The 17,820-nt window shown below is 63.6% G+C and carries 15 protein-coding genes; 5 read left to right on the forward strand and 10 right to left on the reverse strand.

Annotation, left to right across the window (positions count from 1 at the left end; translation table 11 throughout):
• Window position 1: 1 nt before the first annotated feature.
• The 3 genes from ftsA (at window position 2) to lpxC (ending at window position 3,892) form a co-directional block, all read left to right on the forward strand.
• On the forward strand, window positions 2-1,234 hold the full coding sequence (gene ftsA / locus ACPPVV_RS03845; protein WP_426702156.1) for a cell division protein FtsA: 1,233 nt from the start codon (window positions 2-4) through the stop codon (window positions 1,232-1,234).
• Window positions 1,235-1,357: 123 nt separating this feature from the next.
• Window positions 1,358-2,545 (forward strand): cell division protein FtsZ, encoded by a 1,188-nt coding sequence (gene ftsZ / locus ACPPVV_RS03850; RefSeq protein WP_426702157.1) that lies wholly within the window; start codon window positions 1,358-1,360, stop codon window positions 2,543-2,545.
• Window positions 2,546-2,977: 432 nt separating this feature from the next.
• A complete protein-coding gene (gene lpxC, locus ACPPVV_RS03855; protein WP_426702158.1) occupies window positions 2,978-3,892 on the forward strand; it encodes a UDP-3-O-acyl-N-acetylglucosamine deacetylase in 915 nt (304 codons plus the stop codon).
• Between the two features lie 198 nt (window positions 3,893-4,090).
• Here lpxC and ACPPVV_RS03860 read toward each other — a convergent pair whose 3' ends face one another.
• Window positions 4,091-4,573, reverse strand: coding sequence for a DciA family protein (locus tag ACPPVV_RS03860; RefSeq protein WP_426703158.1), 483 nt, complete (start codon window positions 4,571-4,573; stop codon window positions 4,091-4,093).
• 27 nt (window positions 4,574-4,600) lie between these two features.
• Here ACPPVV_RS03860 and ACPPVV_RS03865 point away from each other — a divergent pair, with 27 nt between their 5' ends.
• Window positions 4,601-5,530 carry a M23 family metallopeptidase gene (locus ACPPVV_RS03865; RefSeq protein WP_426702159.1) on the forward strand — a complete coding sequence of 310 codons (930 nt, stop codon included), beginning with the start codon at window positions 4,601-4,603 and terminating at the stop codon, window positions 5,528-5,530.
• 181 nt (window positions 5,531-5,711) lie between these two features.
• Window positions 5,712-8,453 carry a preprotein translocase subunit SecA gene (gene secA, locus ACPPVV_RS03870; protein WP_426702160.1) on the forward strand — a complete coding sequence of 914 codons (2,742 nt, stop codon included), beginning with the start codon at window positions 5,712-5,714 and terminating at the stop codon, window positions 8,451-8,453.
• 58 nt (window positions 8,454-8,511) lie between these two features.
• Here secA and ACPPVV_RS03875 read toward each other — a convergent pair whose 3' ends face one another.
• The 9 genes from ACPPVV_RS03875 to ACPPVV_RS03915 form a co-directional block, all read right to left on the reverse strand.
• Window positions 8,512-9,363 (reverse strand): symmetrical bis(5'-nucleosyl)-tetraphosphatase, encoded by an 852-nt coding sequence (locus ACPPVV_RS03875; protein ID WP_426702161.1) that lies wholly within the window; start codon window positions 9,361-9,363, stop codon window positions 8,512-8,514.
• Between the two features lie 15 nt (window positions 9,364-9,378).
• Entirely contained in the window at window positions 9,379-9,762 is a 384-nt protein-coding gene (gene apaG, locus ACPPVV_RS03880) for a Co2+/Mg2+ efflux protein ApaG (RefSeq protein WP_426702162.1), read from the reverse strand.
• 67 nt (window positions 9,763-9,829) lie between these two features.
• A complete protein-coding gene (gene rsmA / locus ACPPVV_RS03885) occupies window positions 9,830-10,618 on the reverse strand; it encodes a 16S rRNA (adenine(1518)-N(6)/adenine(1519)-N(6))-dimethyltransferase RsmA (protein WP_426702163.1) in 789 nt (262 codons plus the stop codon).
• A 55-nt stretch (window positions 10,619-10,673) separates the two neighbouring features.
• Window positions 10,674-11,675 carry a 4-hydroxythreonine-4-phosphate dehydrogenase PdxA gene (gene pdxA / locus ACPPVV_RS03890; protein WP_426702164.1) on the reverse strand — a complete coding sequence of 334 codons (1,002 nt, stop codon included), beginning with the start codon at window positions 11,673-11,675 and terminating at the stop codon, window positions 10,674-10,676.
• A 14-nt stretch (window positions 11,676-11,689) separates the two neighbouring features.
• A complete protein-coding gene (locus ACPPVV_RS03895) occupies window positions 11,690-13,033 on the reverse strand; it encodes a peptidylprolyl isomerase (RefSeq protein ID WP_426702165.1) in 1,344 nt (447 codons plus the stop codon).
• Between the two features lie 34 nt (window positions 13,034-13,067).
• Window positions 13,068-15,482 carry an LPS-assembly protein LptD gene (locus tag ACPPVV_RS03900; protein WP_426702166.1) on the reverse strand — a complete coding sequence of 805 codons (2,415 nt, stop codon included), beginning with the start codon at window positions 15,480-15,482 and terminating at the stop codon, window positions 13,068-13,070.
• A 129-nt stretch (window positions 15,483-15,611) separates the two neighbouring features.
• A complete protein-coding gene (locus ACPPVV_RS03905; protein ID WP_426702167.1) occupies window positions 15,612-16,535 on the reverse strand; it encodes a histone deacetylase family protein in 924 nt (307 codons plus the stop codon).
• 8 nt (window positions 16,536-16,543) lie between these two features.
• Window positions 16,544-17,116 (reverse strand): cob(I)yrinic acid a,c-diamide adenosyltransferase, encoded by a 573-nt coding sequence (locus ACPPVV_RS03910; protein WP_426702168.1) that lies wholly within the window; start codon window positions 17,114-17,116, stop codon window positions 16,544-16,546.
• A gap of 19 nt (window positions 17,117-17,135) precedes the next feature.
• Complete coding sequence (locus tag ACPPVV_RS03915) at window positions 17,136-17,753, reverse strand: hypothetical protein (protein WP_426702169.1); 618 nt, start codon at window positions 17,751-17,753, stop codon at window positions 17,136-17,138.
• Window positions 17,754-17,820 lie beyond the last annotated feature (67 nt).

Raw genomic sequence — 17,820 nt, forward strand, 5'->3', positions numbered from 1 at the left:
TATGAAGCCGCGCAACGACAAGCAACTCGTAGTCGGACTGGATATCGGCACCTCCAAAGTGGTGGCGATCGTCGGCGAGTACGAGCCGGGCGAACCGATCACCGTGATCGGCATCGGCACCCACGTGTCGCGTGGCATGAAGCGCGGCTCGGTGGTCGACATCGAATCGACGGTGCACTCGATCCAGCGTGCGGTGGAAGAGGCCGAGCTGATGGCCGGCTGCGACATCCGTTCGGTCTACGCCTCGATTTCCGGTAGCCACCTGGAGACACGCAATTCGCACGGCAACGCGGCGATTCGCGATCGTGAGGTCACTGCCAGCGACCTGGAGCAGGTACTGGAAGCGGCCAGCGCCGTGGCGATTCCGGCCGACCGCAAGGTGCTCTACAAAGAGTCGCAGGAGTACCGCATCGACGGCCAGGACGGTATCCGCTCGCCGATCGGCATGAGCGGCGTGCGGCTGGAGGCGAATGTGCATCTGGTCACCGGCGCGGCGGCGGCGGTGCAGAACGTCAGCAAGTGCATCCAGCGCTGCGGCCTGACCGTGGACGAGCTGGTGCCATCGGCGCTGGCAAGTGCGAAGGCCGTGCTGACCGACGACGAGCGCGAGCTGGGCGTATGCCTGGTCGACATTGGCGCCGGCACCACCGACATCGCGATCTACACCCAGGGTTCGATTCGCTACACCGCCTCGCTGCCGGTCGGCGGCGACCAGGTCACCAGCGACATCGCCTACGGCGTGCATACGCCGACTGCGCATGCGGAGGAGATCAAGATCAAGTACGCCTGCGCGCAGACCGGCCTGGCGCACGCCGAGGAAACCATCCAGGTGCCCAGCGTCGGCGATCGTCCGCCGCGCCGGCTCGCCCGCCAGTCGCTGGCGCAGAGCGTGCAGGCGCGCTACGAGGAAATCTTCGAGATGGTGCAGGACCAGTTGCGCCGCTCCGGCTACGAAAGCCTGGTCGCCGCCGGCGTGGTGCTGACCGGTGGCGCTTCCAAGATGGAAGGCGCGCTGGAGCTGGCCGAGGAGATCTTCCACAAGATGGTGCGCATCGGCGTGCCGCAACAGATCGATGGCCTCGGCGAAGTGGTGTCCAGCCCGCTGCACGCCACCGGCGTGGGCCTGCTGCTGCACGGCGCACGCGCTGGCGGCATGCGCGTCGGCGGACCGATCGGCGGCAGCGTCGGCGGGGTGGTGAGCCAGTTGCGCAGTTGGCTCACCCGGAATTTCTGATGACGATTTTCAAGGCCGCGCAGGAAACGCAGCCACGGGCAGAAGGAGATTCGCCCACCACCCGGGACCGACAGGAGTCGCGTTCCCTGGTTACAACGACAACAACTCTACGGAGGACGGGAAATGTTTGAACTGATTGATAAACTCGCACCCAATGCAGTCATCAAGGTGATCGGCGTGGGCGGTGGTGGCGGCAATGCCGTGGCCCACATGCTCAATGCCAATATCGAAGGCGTCGAATTCATCGTCGCCAATACTGACGCGCAGGCCATGACCAGCTGCGGTTCGCGGACCCACCTGCAGCTCGGTGGCAACGTGACCAAGGGTCTCGGCGCCGGCGCCAATCCCGAGGTGGGCCGGCAGGCGGCGCTCGAGGACCGCGAACGCATCGAGGCCATGCTCGAAGGTGCCGACATGGTGTTCATCACTGCCGGCATGGGCGGTGGCACCGGTACCGGCGCTGCGCCGGTGGTGGCGCAGTTGGCCAAGGAGAAGGGCATCCTGACCGTGGCGGTGGTGACCAAGCCGTTCCCGTTCGAAGGCCGTCGGCGCATGCAAGTCGCTCTGAAGGGCATCGAGGATTTGCAGCAGCACGTCGACTCATTGATTACGGTACCGAACGAGAAGTTGCTCAGCGTGCTCGGCCGCGAGGTCACCCTGCTGAACGCGTTCAAGGCAGCCAATGACGTGCTGCAAGGTGCGGTGCAGGGTATTGCCGACCTGATCACCGCCCCGGGCCTGATCAACGTCGACTTCGCCGATGTGCGCACCGTGATGTCGGAAATGGGTCTGGCGATGATGGGCTCGGGCACGGCCCGCGGCGACGATCGTGCCCAGGCGGCCGCCGAGGCGGCGATCAAGAACCCGTTGCTGGAAGACGTCAACCTCAACGGCGCCTGCGGCATCCTGGTCAATGTCACCGCCGGTCCGAACCTGACCATGCGCGAATTCGACGAGATCGGCCGGATCATCCACGATTTCGCCAGCGAAGACGCCACCGTGGTGATGGGTACCTCGCTCGACCCGGAAATGAAGGACGACGTGCGCGTCACCGTGGTCGCCACCGGCCTCAACCGCGCGATGGCCTCGCGTGCACAGCCGCCGATCCGCATGGTCGAAACCCAGCAGGTGCAGATGCGTCCGCGTCCGGTGGTGCTGCGAACGGGTACCGGCAATGAAGTGGTCGACTACGCCCAGCCGGAAGTTTCGGTGACCAGCCAGAGCCGTGCGGAACCTGCCCCACCGGCGAAGGCCGAGCCGGGCTTCGACTATCTGGACATTCCGGCGTTCCTGCGCCGCCAGGCTGACTGAATGGCACAACGTTAAGGAGATGCGAAAGTATTGAACGAACGTCCGTCGGGCCGGTCACTCTCCCATCGCCCCAACTCTGGCGGCTAGCCGCCAGCGAGGGGACCCCGAGGGAAGGGGTGTTGACCACGACCAGGTGATCGTTTTGCCGTTTGTTACAAGACTGTGCGTCGGGATGACGCACGGCCAGCTGCCGCGGGCCACGCCCATGTCGGCTGGCCCGATGCCTCGCGCCGGATTCCCGTCCCAGGCGCGGGGCATCGTGTCGGTTTTGCGGTTTTGGCGGGAAATCCAGCAACACGGCTTGTCTCTTTCAAGAATGAAAGAAACATGAAGGCTTAATCAGACTGTACGGTACGGTTTGCTTTTTCACAGGTTAAAACTGTGTTAGCATTCGCCCCTGATTGGCTGCTGCCTCCACAGGTACCAACAACAATGATCAAGCAGCGTACGCTTAAAAATATCATCCGGGCGACCGGTGTCGGCCTGCATACGGGTGACAAGGTCTACATGACCCTGCGTCCCGCGGCGCCCAATACCGGCATCGTCTTTCGTCGCACGGATCTCGATCCGCCGGTAGATATCCGTGCCCGCCAGGACAACGTCGGCGATACCCGTCTGTCGACCACGCTGGTCAACGGTGACGCTCGTGTTTCAACGGTCGAGCATCTGCTCTCGGCGATGGCCGGCCTGGGCATCGACAATGCCTACGTCGACCTTTCCGCGCCGGAAGTCCCGATCATGGACGGCAGCGCCGGCCCCTTCGTATTCCTGCTGCAGTCCGCGGGCATCGAAGAACAGAACGTGGCCAAGCGCTTCATCCGCATCAAGAAGCCGGTGAAGGTGCAGGAAGACGACAAATGGGCCAGTTTCGAGCCGTTTGAAGGTTTCAAGGTCGGTTTTTCGATCGACTTCAACCACCCCATCATTTCCAAGCGCACCTCGCGTGCCGAAATCGATTTCTCCACGACCTCCTTCGTGAAGGAAGTCAGCCGTGCCCGTACGTTCGGTTTCATGCGCGACATTGAAATGCTGCGCGAACACAACCTGGCGCTCGGCGGATCGATGGACAACGCCGTGGTGCTGGATGACTACCGTGTACTGAACGAAGACGGCCTGCGCTACGAGGACGAGTTCGTGAAGCACAAGATCCTCGACGCGATCGGTGACCTGTACTTGCTCGGACACAGTCTGATTGGTGCCTATCACGCGCACAAATCCGGTCATGAGCTCAACAACAAGTTGCTGCGCACGCTGATGGCCGATGCCTCGGCGTGGGAAGAGGTCAGCTATCAGGACGATCCGGCCATTTCGCCGATCTCCTACGCGCATCCGGCACAGGCCATCTAAGCGCGCCTGCTGCCTCACGCAACGTTCACAAAAAGAACGGCCCTGTCGCGAGACGGGGCCATTTTCGTGATGAGCATCACATTTTTAACGGGCTGTGCTTCACGACTACATGACATGACCGGTTAATTCTTAACCCAGTGCATGCTATAAAACCCCGGCGCTGCATGGCAGCGGTTACAGGCGAAGCGGTCGGCGCGATCAGTCCGCTTCGGGAATGGGGGAATCAGAGGTTTCGGCGAGGGACGCCAAGTCAAGGAACAGTACCCGCCATTCGGGGTCTGTGAATGACGCGGCAGCGGCCCGAAGATGGGTGGCTGCAGCAGGCGAAAGCGGTTTTGATCGATCCGGAATGGTTGCGACCGGCGGTTGGGGGACCACTTTCACGGTGACTGAACTGGCGCAGATGCCGATGGCATCCGCGGCGGCAAGGATCGGCGTCTGCATCAAACGCAGACGCGACGCCCAGCCCGGTGAAGACGCCAAAAAGACGAGGCGGTTGTTGCGCAGGTTGGCGAATCTCACCTGCTCGCGCAATGGCGATGGCAACGTCTGGCGCAATGCGCGATCCAGCGCTTCCAGCGCGTCGGCCTTTCGGGCCAGCGTCGCGAAGGAGCCGCAGTCGACGAGGGACTTCGGTCCGTTGCCGATACGGCGGGAAGTGGCTGGGGCGGCGCGTTGCATGGTGCCGGAATTCGATTTTGGAAAGACATGCAAATCATACTCGTATCACGTGCCAGGAAATTGCCGAAAACCCTTGATCTGGCGAATCGGCGCGTGCGCTGGAAGTTGCTTTCGATGGTGACGCTGGCGGTGCTGGGTTGCATGAGTGCCGGCGTGGTTCTGGCACTGATGGTGGCAAGTCCGCGTGATCGCGCCCTGACGGAAATCCGCGGCTTGCAGCAGCAGATCAGGCAGCAGGACACGCAGCTGAGCGGCGTGCGCCAGGATGCCCAGCGCGGTCTCGATGCGCTGGCCGTCAAACTGGGCCAGTTGCAGGCGCAGTCGACGCGCCTGAACGCACTGGGTGAACGGCTGGCGCAGGTCGGCAAGCTTGATGCCGGCGAGTTCAATTTCGACCAGCAACCGCCGGTCGGCGGCGTCGAGGATGTGGGTGGCGCCGCCTATGCTTTGCCTTCCACGCTGGACAGCAGCATCAACCAATTGGCCAGCCAGTTCGACCTGCAGCAGGCACAACTATCAGCGCTGCAGAGCTTGCTGCTGGATGCGAAGATCGAATCGAACCTGAAACCGACCGGGATGCCCGTGCCGGGCTACATTTCATCCTATTTCGGCGTGCGTCCGGACCCGTTCGATGGCCATTCGGCGCGGCACACCGGCATCGACATTGCCACCCCGTTCGGCACCGCCGTGCACGCCGTGGCCGAAGGCATGGTGACCTTTGCCGGCGTACGCAGCGGCTATGGCAACGTGATCGAGATCGACCACGGCAATGGGTACATGACCCGCTATGCGCACAACAGCGCACTGGAAGTGCATCCGGGTCAGCACGTGCAGGTCGGCGATGTGATCGCCAAGGCCGGTTCCACCGGGCGTTCGACCGGATCGCACGTGCATTTTGAAGTCTGGTATGACGGCCGCGTGGTCAATCCGCTGGCGTTTGCACGCAACCACCGATAGCCGAGTCCTGTTCGCCCGATCCCTTGAATCCGATCCTGGATGGCGCCATTCAGGATGGCGGGGCGGCCTTGCTGTGTCCCGACGGTCCCTCCTTCGCAGGCAGGGTCCCGATGGCATGTAGTAACATGCCCGATTGGCCCGCGCCTGTTGCGGGCGTTCTGTTCCCCAACCCGGAAGATCGATGTTCAATCGTGCCCTGACGAGCCTGTTTGGTAGCCGCAACGAGCGCGTATTGCGCCAGCTTTCCAGAAGCGTCAACCGCATCAACGTGCTGGAGCCCGAATTAGAGAAGTTGGGCGACGACGCGTTGCGCGGCAAGACCGACGAGTTCAAGCAGCGTGTTGCCGACGGCGAATCGCTGGACAAATTGCTGCCCGAAGCATTTGCGGTGGTGCGCGAGGCGGCCAAGCGCACGTTGGGCATGCGTCATTACGACGTGCAGATGGTCGGCGGCATGGTGCTGCATCAGGGCAAGATCGCCGAGATGCGCACCGGCGAGGGCAAGACCCTGGTCGGTACATTGCCGGTCTATCTGAACGCGCTCGCCGGCAAGGGCGTGCATGTGGTCACCGTCAACGATTACCTGGCCCGGCGCGATTCCGCGCAAATGGGCAAGCTGTACAACTTCCTGGGCCTGAACGTGGGTGTGGTGTATCCGGGCATGGATCACGCCGACAAGCACGCGGCCTACGCCGCGGACATCACCTACGGCACCAACAACGAATTCGGTTTCGACTACCTGCGCGACAACATGGCGCTGAGCAAGGAGCAGCGTTATCAGCGCGGCCTGCACTACGCGATCGTCGATGAGGTCGATTCGATCCTGATCGACGAGGCGCGTACACCGCTGATCATTTCCGGCCCGGCCGAGGACTCCCCGCAACTGTATCTGGCGCTGAACAAGATCGTGCCGCGGATGATCCGGCAGACCGTGGAGGATGGTGCGGGCGATTACTGGGTCGACGAGAAGCAGAAGCAGGTGCATCTGTCCGAAGAGGGCATGCAGCATGCCGACGAGTTGCTGCTCGAAGCGGGCGTGATCGACCAGGGCAGCGGCCTGTACGACTCCAAGAATCTGGCGGTGGTTCATCACCTCAATGCCGCGCTGCGCGCCAACGGTATCTATCAGCGCGATGTCGACTACATCGTGCGCGATGGCGAGGTGATCATCGTCGACGAATTCACCGGCCGTACGCTGGCCGGCCGACGCTGGTCCGACGGCCTGCACCAGGCGGTCGAGGCGAAGGAAGGCGTGCCGATCCAGCGCGAGAACCAGACTCTGGCCACGGTAACGTTCCAGAACCTGTTCCGCATGTACAAGAAGCTGGCTGGCATGACCGGCACGGCCGATACCGAGGCGTTCGAGTTCCAGAGCATCTACGGCCTGGAGGTGGTGGTGATTCCCACCCACAAGCCGATGATCCGCAAGGACAACTCGGACATGATCTTCCTCGCGCAGGATCCGAAGTACCGGTCGGTGATCGAAGACATCAAGGATTGCCACAAACGTGGCCAGCCGGTGCTGGTCGGCACCACCTCGATCGAAGTGTCCGAGCTGTTGTCCGGTCTGTTGAAGAAGGCCGGCGTACCGCACGAAGTGCTCAACGCGAAGCAACACGAGCGCGAAGCGCACATCGTGGCGCAGGCCGGCGCCCCCGCGCAGGTGACCATCGCCACCAACATGGCCGGTCGCGGCACCGACATCGTGCTCGGCGGCAGTCTGGAGGTGGCGTTGGCGGCGTTGCCCGAGGACGCCAATGAAATCGACCGCCAGCGCGCCAAGGCGGAATGGAAGAAACTGCACGAGCGCGTGCTCGAAGCCGGCGGCCTGCACATCATCGGCACCGAACGGCACGAATCGCGACGCATCGACAATCAGCTGCGTGGCCGTTCCGGCCGTCAGGGCGATCCGGGTTCCTCGCGTTTCTACCTGTCGCTGGAAGACAACCTCCTGCGCATCTTCGGCGGCGAAGGCCTGGTCCGATGGATGAAGCGTTTCGGCATGAAGGACGACGACGCGCTGGAAGATCGCATGATCAGCCGCCAGATCGAGAAGGCCCAGCGCAAGGTCGAGCAGCACAACTTCGACATCCGCAAGCACCTGCTGGAATTCGACGACGTTGCCAACGACCAGCGCAAGGTGATCTACCGCCAGCGCGACGAACTGCTCGAGGGCGACGATGTATCGGCCACCGTGGCCGACATCCGCGAGGATGTGGTGCAGACGATGGTGCGCAATTACGTGCCGGCCGAAAGCATCGATGACCAGTGGGACCTGGCCGGTCTCGATCGCGAACTGGAAAGCGAATTCGGCCTGTCGCTCGACCTGAAGCACTGGATCGAGCAGCAGCAGGAGATCGACGCCGAGATGATCCTCGATCACGTGCGCAACGGTGCGAAGGAGCTGTTCCAGGCCAAGGAAGCGCAGATCGGAGCGGAAACCATGCGCCAGCTGGAAAAGCACATCATGCTGACCGTGGTCGACAACGCCTGGAAGGACCACCTGGCGAACATGGATTATCTGCGCCAGGGCATTTACCTGGTCGGTTATGCGCAGCAGGATCCGAAACAGGCATTCAAGCGCGAGTCGTTCAAGCTTTTTTCCGAGATGCTCGAACGGATCAAGGCCGAAGTGGTGCAGATGCTGGCGCGGATCCGCATCCGCAGCGAAGAGGAAGTCGCCGCGATGGAGGCCGAGCAGCAGCGCATGGCCGAACGTCTGCAGAAACAGATGCTGGCCACTGGCGGCGGCGCTCCGCCGGCCGGCGCATTCGGTGGCGACGCAGAAATCCCGGTCGGCAGTGCCGGCATGAGCCTGGCCCAGCAGTCGGCACAGCACGATGGCCCCAAGGTGGGCCGTAACGATCCGTGTCCGTGCGGCTCCGGGAAGAAGTACAAGCATTGCCACGGACAGCTCGCCTGAATCATTCCGGATAGTGATGAAAAACCCCGCCTCGGCGGGGTTTTTCATGGGCAGCGGTTCAGTCCTCGACGCCGGGTGGACGTTTGCGATGCGGTTCGGCGTTGACCGTGATGTACCGCGGTTCTTCGTCGTCCAGCTGCAGCGCGGTAAGTTGTCCACCCCAGACACAGCCGGTATCGATGGCGTGCACGCCAAGTCCGGCGAAGCGACCGAGTGCGGACCAGTGACCGCAGACGACGCGGACATCGCGCCGACGCATGCCGGGCACGGAGAACCACGGGTACAACCCCGGTTTCTGGGTGCCGGGAATACCCTTGGCGTCGAAGTCGATGCGGCCGTTGACATCGCAATAGCGCATGCGGGTCATCGTGTTGATCGTGGCGCGCTGGCGATCCAGGCCCTGCAGTCGACTCGACCAGACCGCAGGACGGTTGCCGAACAGGTTGCGCAGCAGGCGTGGGTGACGCTGGCTCGACAGCTCGCGCTCGACATCCTGTGCTGCGCGCAGGGCCTGCCGCAGCGTCCACATCGGGGCCAGGCCCGCGTGCACCATCATCCAGTTCAATCGCTCGTCGTGGTGCAGCAGCTTCTGCGAGCGCATCCATTCAAACAGCACCGGCGCGTCGTCGGCAAACAGTACCTCGCGCAGCTCCGGGTTCACCCGTGCCTGTGCGTCCGGCCGACGCTGGGCGATCGCCAGCAGGCTGAGGTCATGGTTGCCCAGGGTGACCACGCTGCACTCGCGCAGGCTGTGGATCAGCCGCAGCGTTTCCAGCGACTGGCCACCGCGGTTGACCAGGTCGCCGCAGAACCACAGTTGATCCTGCGCGGGGTCGAAACGCAGCTTGTCGAGCAGGCGTTGCAGTTCGGGATAGCAGCCCTGCACGTCGCCGATCGCGTACGTAGCCATGTCAGCGCGGGGCCATCAGTGCAGCGTGCGCGGAATGGAGAGGGTGAAGGTCGGGATGGGGGCCTCGAACTCCGTGCCATCATCGGCCAGCATCTGGTAGCTGCCGCCCATGGTTCCCACTGGCGTTTCCAGCACGGCGCCCGAGGTGTACTCGAAGTCGTCGCCGGGACGCATCCACGGCTGCTCGCCGACCACGCCGTCGCCGGTCACTTCTTCGACCTTGCCGTTGGCGTCGGTGATCATCCAGCGGCGGGTGAGCAGGCGTGCGGGCATCTCGCCGGCGTTGCGCAGGGTAACGGTGTAGGCGAAAACGTAGCGATTGTCACCGGGCTTCGATTGATCGGGGACGAAGCGTGTTTCGACCTGCACATCGATCGTGTAGGAAGATTTTTCAGTCATGTCCGGATTGTAAGGCCTGCCGCCGTGAATGGGGCGGCGTGGTCACGCCCGGATGGCATCTTCTTCGTCAGAGGCTGCCGTAGACCTTGGCAAGACGCACGAAATCCTCAGGCGCAAGTGTTTCGGCGCGGGCCCTGGGATCGACATCGGCGCGGCGGATCGCGTCACTGTCGAGCAGTTGCTTGAGCGCATTGGAAAGCGTTTTGCGCCGCTGCCCGAACGCCGCCTTGACCACGGCGTACACGTGTTCCGGCTTCGCATCGTGCAATTCATGCTTCGCCAGCGGAACCAGCCGCACCACCGCGGACTCCACCTTCGGCGGCGGACGGAAGGCTTCCGCCGGCACGTTGAACAGTGGTTCGACCCGGCAGGCCAGCTGCAACATCACGGATAGCCGTCCATATACCTTGCTGCCCGGTTCGGCAGCCATGCGGTCGACCACTTCCTTTTGCAGCATGAAATGCATGTCCTGGATGGCCGCCGCGTGCTCGACGCAATGGAACAGGATGGGACTGGAGATGTAGTAGGGCAGGTTGCCGGCGATGCGCAGCCGCTCTACGCCGTGGCTGTGCGCCAGCGCGGTGAAGTCCACCTTGAGCACGTCAGCCTGGATGATGTGCAGCTCGCCCACGCTCGTTGCGCGCGCTCGCAGGCCGGGGATCAGGTCGGTATCGAGCTCGATCGCGGACAACTTGCCGGCCACCTTCAACAACGGCAGGGTCAACGCACCTTCGCCAGGGCCGATCTCGACCACGAAATCGTCGTCGCGCGGCGCCACGGCGCTGACGATGCGGTCGATGTAGCGACGATCGTGCAGGAAGTGCTGGCCGAAGCTTTTCTTGGGGCGTGCGTTCATGAGGCAGGAGCGAGTGGAGTGGCGTGGAAAAAGAGCGGGACAGCTTTGCTTTTACTCATTGCCCCGTGCCTCTCCCTTCGTTGCTGCGGTGTACCAGCCGCATGGCCAGGTTCGCCGCGGCAATCAGGCTGGCCGGATCGGCCGTGCCGGTGCCGGCCAGGTCCAGCGCGGTGCCGTGGTCGACCGAGGTACGGACGAAAGGCAAGCCCAGGGTGAGGTTCACGGTGCGATCGAATGCTTCGCTTTTCAGCACCGGCAGCGCCTGGTCGTGGTACATCGCCAACACGGCATCGTAGCGCTGACGCTGGGCCGGCACGAACGCGGTGTCGGCGGGCAAGGGGCCGAGCAGGTGCATGCCTTCACCACGCAATGCCTCCAGCGTCGGGATCACGGTGTCGATTTCCTCACAGCCGAGATGGCCGCCTTCGCCGGCATGCGGGTTGATGCCAAGCACGGCGATGCGCGGTTCGGCGATGCCGAACTTGCGTTGCAGCTCGGCATGCACAATGCGCAGCACGCGGGTCAGCAAGGTTGGCGTAATCGCCGCCGGCACAGCCGCCAGCGGCATATGGGTTGTCGCCAGCGCCACACGCAGATCCGGGCTGGCCAGCATCATCACCACCTCGGCATGAGCGCGTTCGGCGAAGAACTCGGTGTGCCCGCTGAAGCGGATGCCGGCGTCGTTGATGGAGGATTTCTGCAAGGGCGCGGTGACCACCGCGTCGTAGCGGCCGGCGATGCAGCCATCGGCCGCTGCGATCAGCGTATCGAGCACATGCCGGGCATTGCGCGGATCGGGCTGGCCCGGGACCTCTTCGACCGCAAGTGGCGTGTGGCGCAGGCGCAATGTGCCGGGGCGGCGCGCGGTCTGCATGCTGCCGTCGTCATCGACCAGCTCGATGTCCAGTCCGCAGCGTGCGGCTGCGCGTTCCAGCAAGCCCCGATCGGTGATCGCAACGAGACTGGCCGCCAGCGGAGTGGCGGCCAGTTGGATCAGCAGTTCCGGGCCGATGCCCGCCGGCTCACCGGCAGTGATCGCGAGCCGGGGCAGTGGCATGGTGTTCACTCAGCTCACTGTGCGGTGCTGGCGGCAGCCTGGTCGTTCTTGTCGCGCAACTCCGGTACCAGGATGTCGATATAGGCATTGGATCGCAGGTCGCGCAGATAGTCGTCGTAAGCCTGCTCGGACTTGCGGGTGCCGATTGCCTGACGGGCCTGATCGCGTTCGATCTGCACGGTCAGGTCGCTCTGACGCGATCCGAGGCGCTGCAGGATGTGCCAACCCGCCTCGCTCTGGAACGGATGCGAGACTTCGTTGTCCTTGAGCTGGCCCAGCTGGGTGGCGACGGTCGTGCCCCAGGCCTGCTGCTGGAACCAGCCCATGTCGCCGCCGACGTTGGCGGTGGTGTCGTCCTTGGAATTTTCCTTAGCCAGGGTGGCGAAATCCTGGTGCTTGTTGACGATGCGGTTGTACAGGTCCTGCGCTTTCTGCTCGGCCTGCGCCGGCGTCACCAGCTCGCTGGGCTTGATCAGGATCTGCCGGGCATGGAACTCGGTGACCACCTTGCGGCTGCTCTGGCGTTGGTCGATCAACTTGAGGATATGGAAACCGGTGGGGCCACGCAGTGCCGGGCTCACTTCACCAGGTTTCATCGAACCGACCGAGTCGGCAAAGGCCGGCGGGATTTCGTCCATCCGGCGCCATCCCAGGTCACCGCCATCGAGTGCATCGGGCGCATCGGAATAGCGGATGGCGGCGGCATTGAAATCCATGCCGCCCTTGATCGCCGCCAGCGCCTGATCGGCCTTGGTCTGGCTGGCCTGGATCGCCGCCGCATCGGCGCCGCCCGGGATGCTGATCTGGATGTGCGCCAGATGCACCTCGCCGGCCTTGTAGGTCGGGCTGTTGAGCAGGTTGTCGATTTCGCTGTCGGTGACCGATACGGCATCCTGCACCACGCTCTGGTGCAGCCGCTGCACGACGATCTGGTCGGACAGCTGCTGCCGGAACGTTGCGAAACTGGAGCCGGTGCGCTCCACCTCGCCGCGCAATTGCTCGGGGGTCATCTTGTTCTGTTGGGCCACGCCCGCGATCGCCTGGTCGACATCGGCGTCGGACACGTGGATGCCCTGGTCATCCGCTTTCTGGATCTGCAACCGCTGCAGGATCAACCGGTCCAGAACCTGCTGCTGCAACACGTTCATCGGCGGCAGCTGTTCGGTGTGGCCGGCATATTGCTGCTGCACCACGGCCACAGCCTCGTCCAGTTCGCTCTGCAGGATCACGCCCTCGTCGACCACGGCCACCATACGGTCCAGCGACTGACCGGCCGGAGCTGCCGGAGTCAACAACTGGGCGTGGGCAGGGAGAATGAGCGCGATTGCGAGCAGGAGGGATGCAATGGATTGCTTCATCGATGAAAAGCCTGGATCGCCGGGGCGAATACGTTTATTGATAGCCGAGAATATCACGCTGCAACAGTGAATCGATTTGGCCGCCCGACGAGCCGAGCCCCTTGAAAATCACTTCGAACATGATTGCATTGTCGCGACGGTCGATCTGGCCGCCAGCGGGAGCCGGACCGAAGCCGTAGTAGCCTTGGTTCACGTAATTGCGATCGACCAGCCGCAGCGACACGCAGCAACTGTCGTACTCCACACCCGCCATCGCCTCGATGGTCTCGCGATCCATGACCGAATAGGTCCACGATCCCACCAGCCGCCAGCGTTCGGATACCGGATAGACAGCCGAGGCGCTGTATTGTTCCAGCAGTCCGCGCCGGTAACGGTAGGAGAAGTTGAAGATGCCGTCGTTGGCGATGCGCCGCTGCAGTTCCACCGCCGCCATGTCGGTGAGGCGCGTGTTCGGGTTCCACTGGTAGGACGTGTTCAGCCGCCAGCGGTCGCTGAGCTGCACGTCGACCTGGGCGACGTAGGCGGAATGCACCCAATCGGTCGGCACGCCGGGGCTGGTCTGCCCGTTGGGGATCTGCACTCGCTGCGGGCTGAAATAGTGGATCTGGCCGATGCTGGCCGACAATCGCTCCACGCCGCTGTCGTCGAGCAGGCGCGTAGTCAATGCGGCGGTAAGGTTGTTCGCGTTCATCTGCCGGTCGGCGCCGGAGAACTGGTTCGGCGAAAACAGCTGCCAGTAGTCGAACGACATCAGGCTGGTATCGAACAGCGGCAAATTGTTCTGGTTGCGGTACGGCACATACAGGTAATACAGCCGCGGCTCCAGGGTCTGCGTGTAGCTGGTGCCGAACAGCGAGGCGTTGCGGTCGAACACCAGGCCGCTGTCGAGGCTGACGATCGGCAGTGCGCGGCTCGGCGACTTCTGGGTGAACGGGCTTGAAGCCGGGTTGGAGCCGAGCAGGCCGTGGTAGCCGTAATCCTGATAGTCGCTGCTCAACTGGTAGGTGGTGTAGCGATAGGCCACCTTCGGTCGCACGAACCATGCAGCGGTTCCGAAATCCGCGGCCAGATAAGGATAGAAGTCCTCGCGCTGACCTTCGACGTAGCGGTCCTTTCGAAAGGCGGCAGCCTGAGTGTCCATGCCGAATTCGAGCCAGCGTGACAGCGGCACATCCATGCTGAATTTGGCGTAGGGCAATTGGTTGTACGGCAGCACGTTGTCGTTCACGAACGGATTCACGTTCTGGTAGATCGTGCCGCCGAACGACGCGTTCCACCATTTGCCACCGCCGACGATTGCCGCATTGGAAGCCAGCGTGTAAATCGCGGCATGCGACAGGCCGTTGCCGTAGTCGTACAAGTAGCTGGCGTCCGACGCATGATTGTACGAGCCGACGAACTGCCAGCCCGGCCACAGCGCCGTGCGGTTCGCTACGTTGACCAGATAGCGCGAGGTGCCCTTGGTGTCGGCGAGACCGTCGTTTTCGCCATGGTCGTTCGGTACATATTCGATGTTGAACTGACCATTGGTGCGAGGCAGCAGGTAACGGAACTCACCTGCCAGCATCTCGCCGCGATCGCTGTAGATCCGGGGATCCAGCGTGGCGTCGTAGTTCGGCGCCAGATTGAAGTAATACGGTGCGCTGACCTCGAAGCCGGAGCGGCTGGTGTTGCCGATGATCGGATACAGAAAGCCGCTCTTGCGCCGGTCGTCGGTGGGGAAACTGATGTACGGCAGGTACAGGAACGGTACCTTGCCGACTCGCATGGTGGCATTGCGCGCCACGCCCACGCCGGTGTCCTTGTTGATGGCGATCGACTTGGCCCGGAACTCCCACAGGTGATGGCCGACATCGCAGGTGGAGTACGTCGCCTGCGAATAGCGCGTGTGCTGCGCATCCAGCATGTGTCCTTGCTTGGCGACGCCGTTGCCACGCGAATCGAGCATCTGGTAGCGCACGTCGTCAGCGATACCGCGGCTGGCATTGGTGTTGCCACGCATGTGTGAAGCGGCGAGAAGCTGGCTGGCTTCCTGGTAGCGCACGTTGCCGCGGGCGTCGTAATCGGTGCTGACGTTGTTGTAGTCGACGGTGTCGGCCTGCAACTGCTGGTCGGCACGCTGCATTTTCACATCGCCGGAAAAGTGATAAACCGACTGGTTGGAGCTGTCCACGTGCTGCGCCCGGGCCTGGGTCGGGCTGGTTTCGCGCAGGCTGATGTCCTTGCCCAGGGTCGGGTCGTAGAACTCCAGCAGCGCGTTGGGGCGGCACATCGCATAGTTGAGCGGGCGCGGCGGGCAATGAAACGAACCCAGCAGGCACGACTGGTCGCCGTTCGCCGACGGGCTTGCGGGCTGGTTCGGGGTGCTGCTGGCGTCGGCCTGGCCACCGATCAGGGCAAGCGCTGCGGCAACCGCCAACAGGCGGCGTGGGGGTAGCTTGGGCGTCACGTTGGAAGTCTGCCGACGGGAAGGCTCGTTAAGCTAGCAGAAAGACCCCGGATACGGCAGGTAGATGTTTGCCGGCATGGCGGGGATTCAGCATGAAGGGGGTGGGGAACGGGCGGATCTGCGCGCGCTCTAACCCATGAGCGCGCTGACGTGGGCGCTGGTGCTGGCCGCCAGGGCGGTCAGATCGTAGCCGCCTTCCAGGGTGGAAATCAGCCGACCGTTGGCATGGGTGCAGGCCAGCGCAACCAGGCGTTCGGTGAGCCAGGCATAGTCCTCTTCGCCCAGCCGGATGTCGGCCAGGGGGTCGTCGCGGTGAGCGTCGAAACCGGCCGAGACGAGTATCAGTTGCGGCCTGAAAGCGTTCAGCCGTGGCAACAGTACGCTGTCCCATACCTCGCGGAATTCGTAGGACCCCGCGCCGGGCGACAATATGCCGTTGACGATGTTGCCGACGCCGCGTTCATCCTCGCGGCCGCTGTCCGGGTACAGCGGCGACTGATGGCTGGAAGCGAACAGTACGCGCGGTTCGTGCTCGAAGATGGCCTGGGTGCCGTTGCCGTGGTGTACGTCGAAGTCGGCGATCGCCACGCGTTTCAGGCCGTGGACGGCCAGTGCGTGTGCGGCTGCCACCGCGATGTTGTTGAACAGGCAGAAGCCCATGGCCCGTTCACGGGTGGCGTGGTGACCGGGCGGGCGTACTGCACAGAATGCCCGCTGCGCCGTGCCGTCGAGTACCGCGTCGACCGCCGCCACCAGGGCGCCGGCGGCGCGCAGCGCTGCCTCGAGCGAGCCGTGCGACATCGCGGTGTCCTCGTCCAGCTGGCAGATCCCGCCTTCGGGCGGAACGCTGTTCAGGATGTGCTCGACATGCGCCGTGGCGTGCACCCGCAACAGCTGCTCGCGAGTTGCTCGCGGCGCCTCGATGCGGTCGAGCGCCGCGTAGCGGTCGTGGTCAAGCGCCCGCAGTACCGCGCGCAACCGCGCCGGCTGCTCGGCATGACCCGGGCCGGGGTCATGCTGCAGGCAGGCTGGGTGGGTGTACAGCCGCAGCATCCGGCGGGTTATTCCGCGGACGCGGGCTTGCGGCGACGCTCATGTTGCCACAGCACTTCGCCATGACCGCTGGCGCGAGCCAGCACGCGCGAAACCACGAACAACAGGTCGGACAGGCGATTGAGGTACCGCTGCGGCTGGCTGCGGATATCCTCCACCCGTGACAGTGCGATCACCTCACGTTCGGCGCGGCGGCAGACGGTGCGTGCCAGGTGCCCGCAGGCCGCGGCCATGCCACCACCGGGCAGGATGAATTCCTTCAGTGGCGGCAGTGGTTCGTTCAAGTGATCGAGGATGTTTTCCAGCCGGTCGATGTCACTGTCCTGGACCATCGCCATGCCGGGAATGCACAGCTCGCCACCCAGGTCGAACAGATCGTGCTGCACCTGGGTCAGTGCTTCACGCACCTCGTCGCCGACGCCGTCGGTGGCCAGCAGCATGCCGATGGTACTGTTGAGTTCGTCCACCGTGCCGTAGGCGTTGACCCGCAGCGAATCCTTGCCGGTTCGCGAACCGTCGCCGAGGCCTGTGCTGCCATCATCGCCGGTGCGTGTGTAGATCTTCGAGAGACGATTGCCCATCGCAAGTCACCGCGCCATGTCAGCGCGGCAGTCCGGCCTGGTCCGCTTGCAGTGCGCGCGCGACCTGGACGGCCAGCACATGCACCACGGCGCCGATGCCGACATACAGTGCCGTGGTCTGCAGGAACGGCAGGTACCAGTCACCCAGGTTGGCAAGCCATGCGGCAAGGTTGCGCGGCAGCGGCACGCTGTCGCTGAGCCAGTAGAAGCTTCCGTTGGACAACACATAGCAAACGGTCCAGCTGACCAGGAATGCCACGATGGCCAGGCCCAGCGTCTGCCACTGCAGGTCGGCCTGATGCTTCGCCAGCCAGCTGCCGCCCAGCCACAGGCTGAGATAGGACGGAATCAGGAACCAGTACGCCACCGATACGCAATAGTGACTCCAGAAATCGATCCCCTGGCCATTGATCACCAGATAGTCGATCACGACCGCCTCGATCATCAGCAACGGGAATGCCCAACGGAGCCCGGCCGAGCGGCCGGCACCGCGCAGCCAGAATCCGGCGAGGAAGAAAATGGCCCAGGAAGCGTCCCACAACGCGTGGTGGAGCAGCGAAACGTGGATGCGGGTGGCCGCCATCACCACGGCGAGTGCCAGGAAGATGCCGAGGCGTTGGGTCACGGTCTTGGCCATGAGAGGCTCCATGTGGACGTCTGGATATAGACCGCTAGTCTAGCCCAACGCATTGCAACGCAGACAG

The organism is Rhodanobacter sp. Col0626 (genome assembly GCF_049994385.1).
In the GTDB taxonomy this organism is placed as follows: Bacteria; Pseudomonadota; Gammaproteobacteria; order Xanthomonadales; family Rhodanobacteraceae; genus Rhodanobacter.

Excerpts from the sequence above, each read along its gene's own strand:
- ACPPVV_RS03895 (WP_426702165.1), bottom strand. The coding sequence starts at position 13,033 with ATGAAGCAATCCATTGCATCCCTCCTGCTCGCAATCGCGCTCATTCTC.
- ACPPVV_RS03865 (WP_426702159.1), top strand. The coding sequence starts at position 4,601 with ATGCAAATCATACTCGTATCACGTGCCAGGAAATTGCCGAAAACCCTT.
- secA (WP_426702160.1), top strand. The coding sequence starts at position 5,712 with ATGTTCAATCGTGCCCTGACGAGCCTGTTTGGTAGCCGCAACGAGCGC.
- apaG (WP_426702162.1), bottom strand. The coding sequence starts at position 9,762 with ATGACTGAAAAATCTTCCTACACGATCGATGTGCAGGTCGAAACACGC.
- lpxC (WP_426702158.1), top strand. The coding sequence starts at position 2,978 with ATGATCAAGCAGCGTACGCTTAAAAATATCATCCGGGCGACCGGTGTC.
- ACPPVV_RS03860 (WP_426703158.1), bottom strand. The coding sequence starts at position 4,573 with ATGCAACGCGCCGCCCCAGCCACTTCCCGCCGTATCGGCAACGGACCG.
- ftsZ (WP_426702157.1), top strand. The coding sequence starts at position 1,358 with ATGTTTGAACTGATTGATAAACTCGCACCCAATGCAGTCATCAAGGTG.
- ACPPVV_RS03875 (WP_426702161.1), bottom strand. The coding sequence starts at position 9,363 with ATGGCTACGTACGCGATCGGCGACGTGCAGGGCTGCTATCCCGAACTG.
- rsmA (WP_426702163.1), bottom strand. The coding sequence starts at position 10,618 with ATGAACGCACGCCCCAAGAAAAGCTTCGGCCAGCACTTCCTGCACGAT.
- ACPPVV_RS03905 (WP_426702167.1), bottom strand. The coding sequence starts at position 16,535 with ATGCTGCGGCTGTACACCCACCCAGCCTGCCTGCAGCATGACCCCGGC.
- ACPPVV_RS03915 (WP_426702169.1), bottom strand. The coding sequence starts at position 17,753 with ATGGCCAAGACCGTGACCCAACGCCTCGGCATCTTCCTGGCACTCGCC.
- pdxA (WP_426702164.1), bottom strand. The coding sequence starts at position 11,675 with ATGCCACTGCCCCGGCTCGCGATCACTGCCGGTGAGCCGGCGGGCATC.
- ftsA (WP_426702156.1), top strand. The coding sequence starts at position 2 with ATGAAGCCGCGCAACGACAAGCAACTCGTAGTCGGACTGGATATCGGC.
- ACPPVV_RS03910 (WP_426702168.1), bottom strand. The coding sequence starts at position 17,116 with ATGGGCAATCGTCTCTCGAAGATCTACACACGCACCGGCGATGATGGC.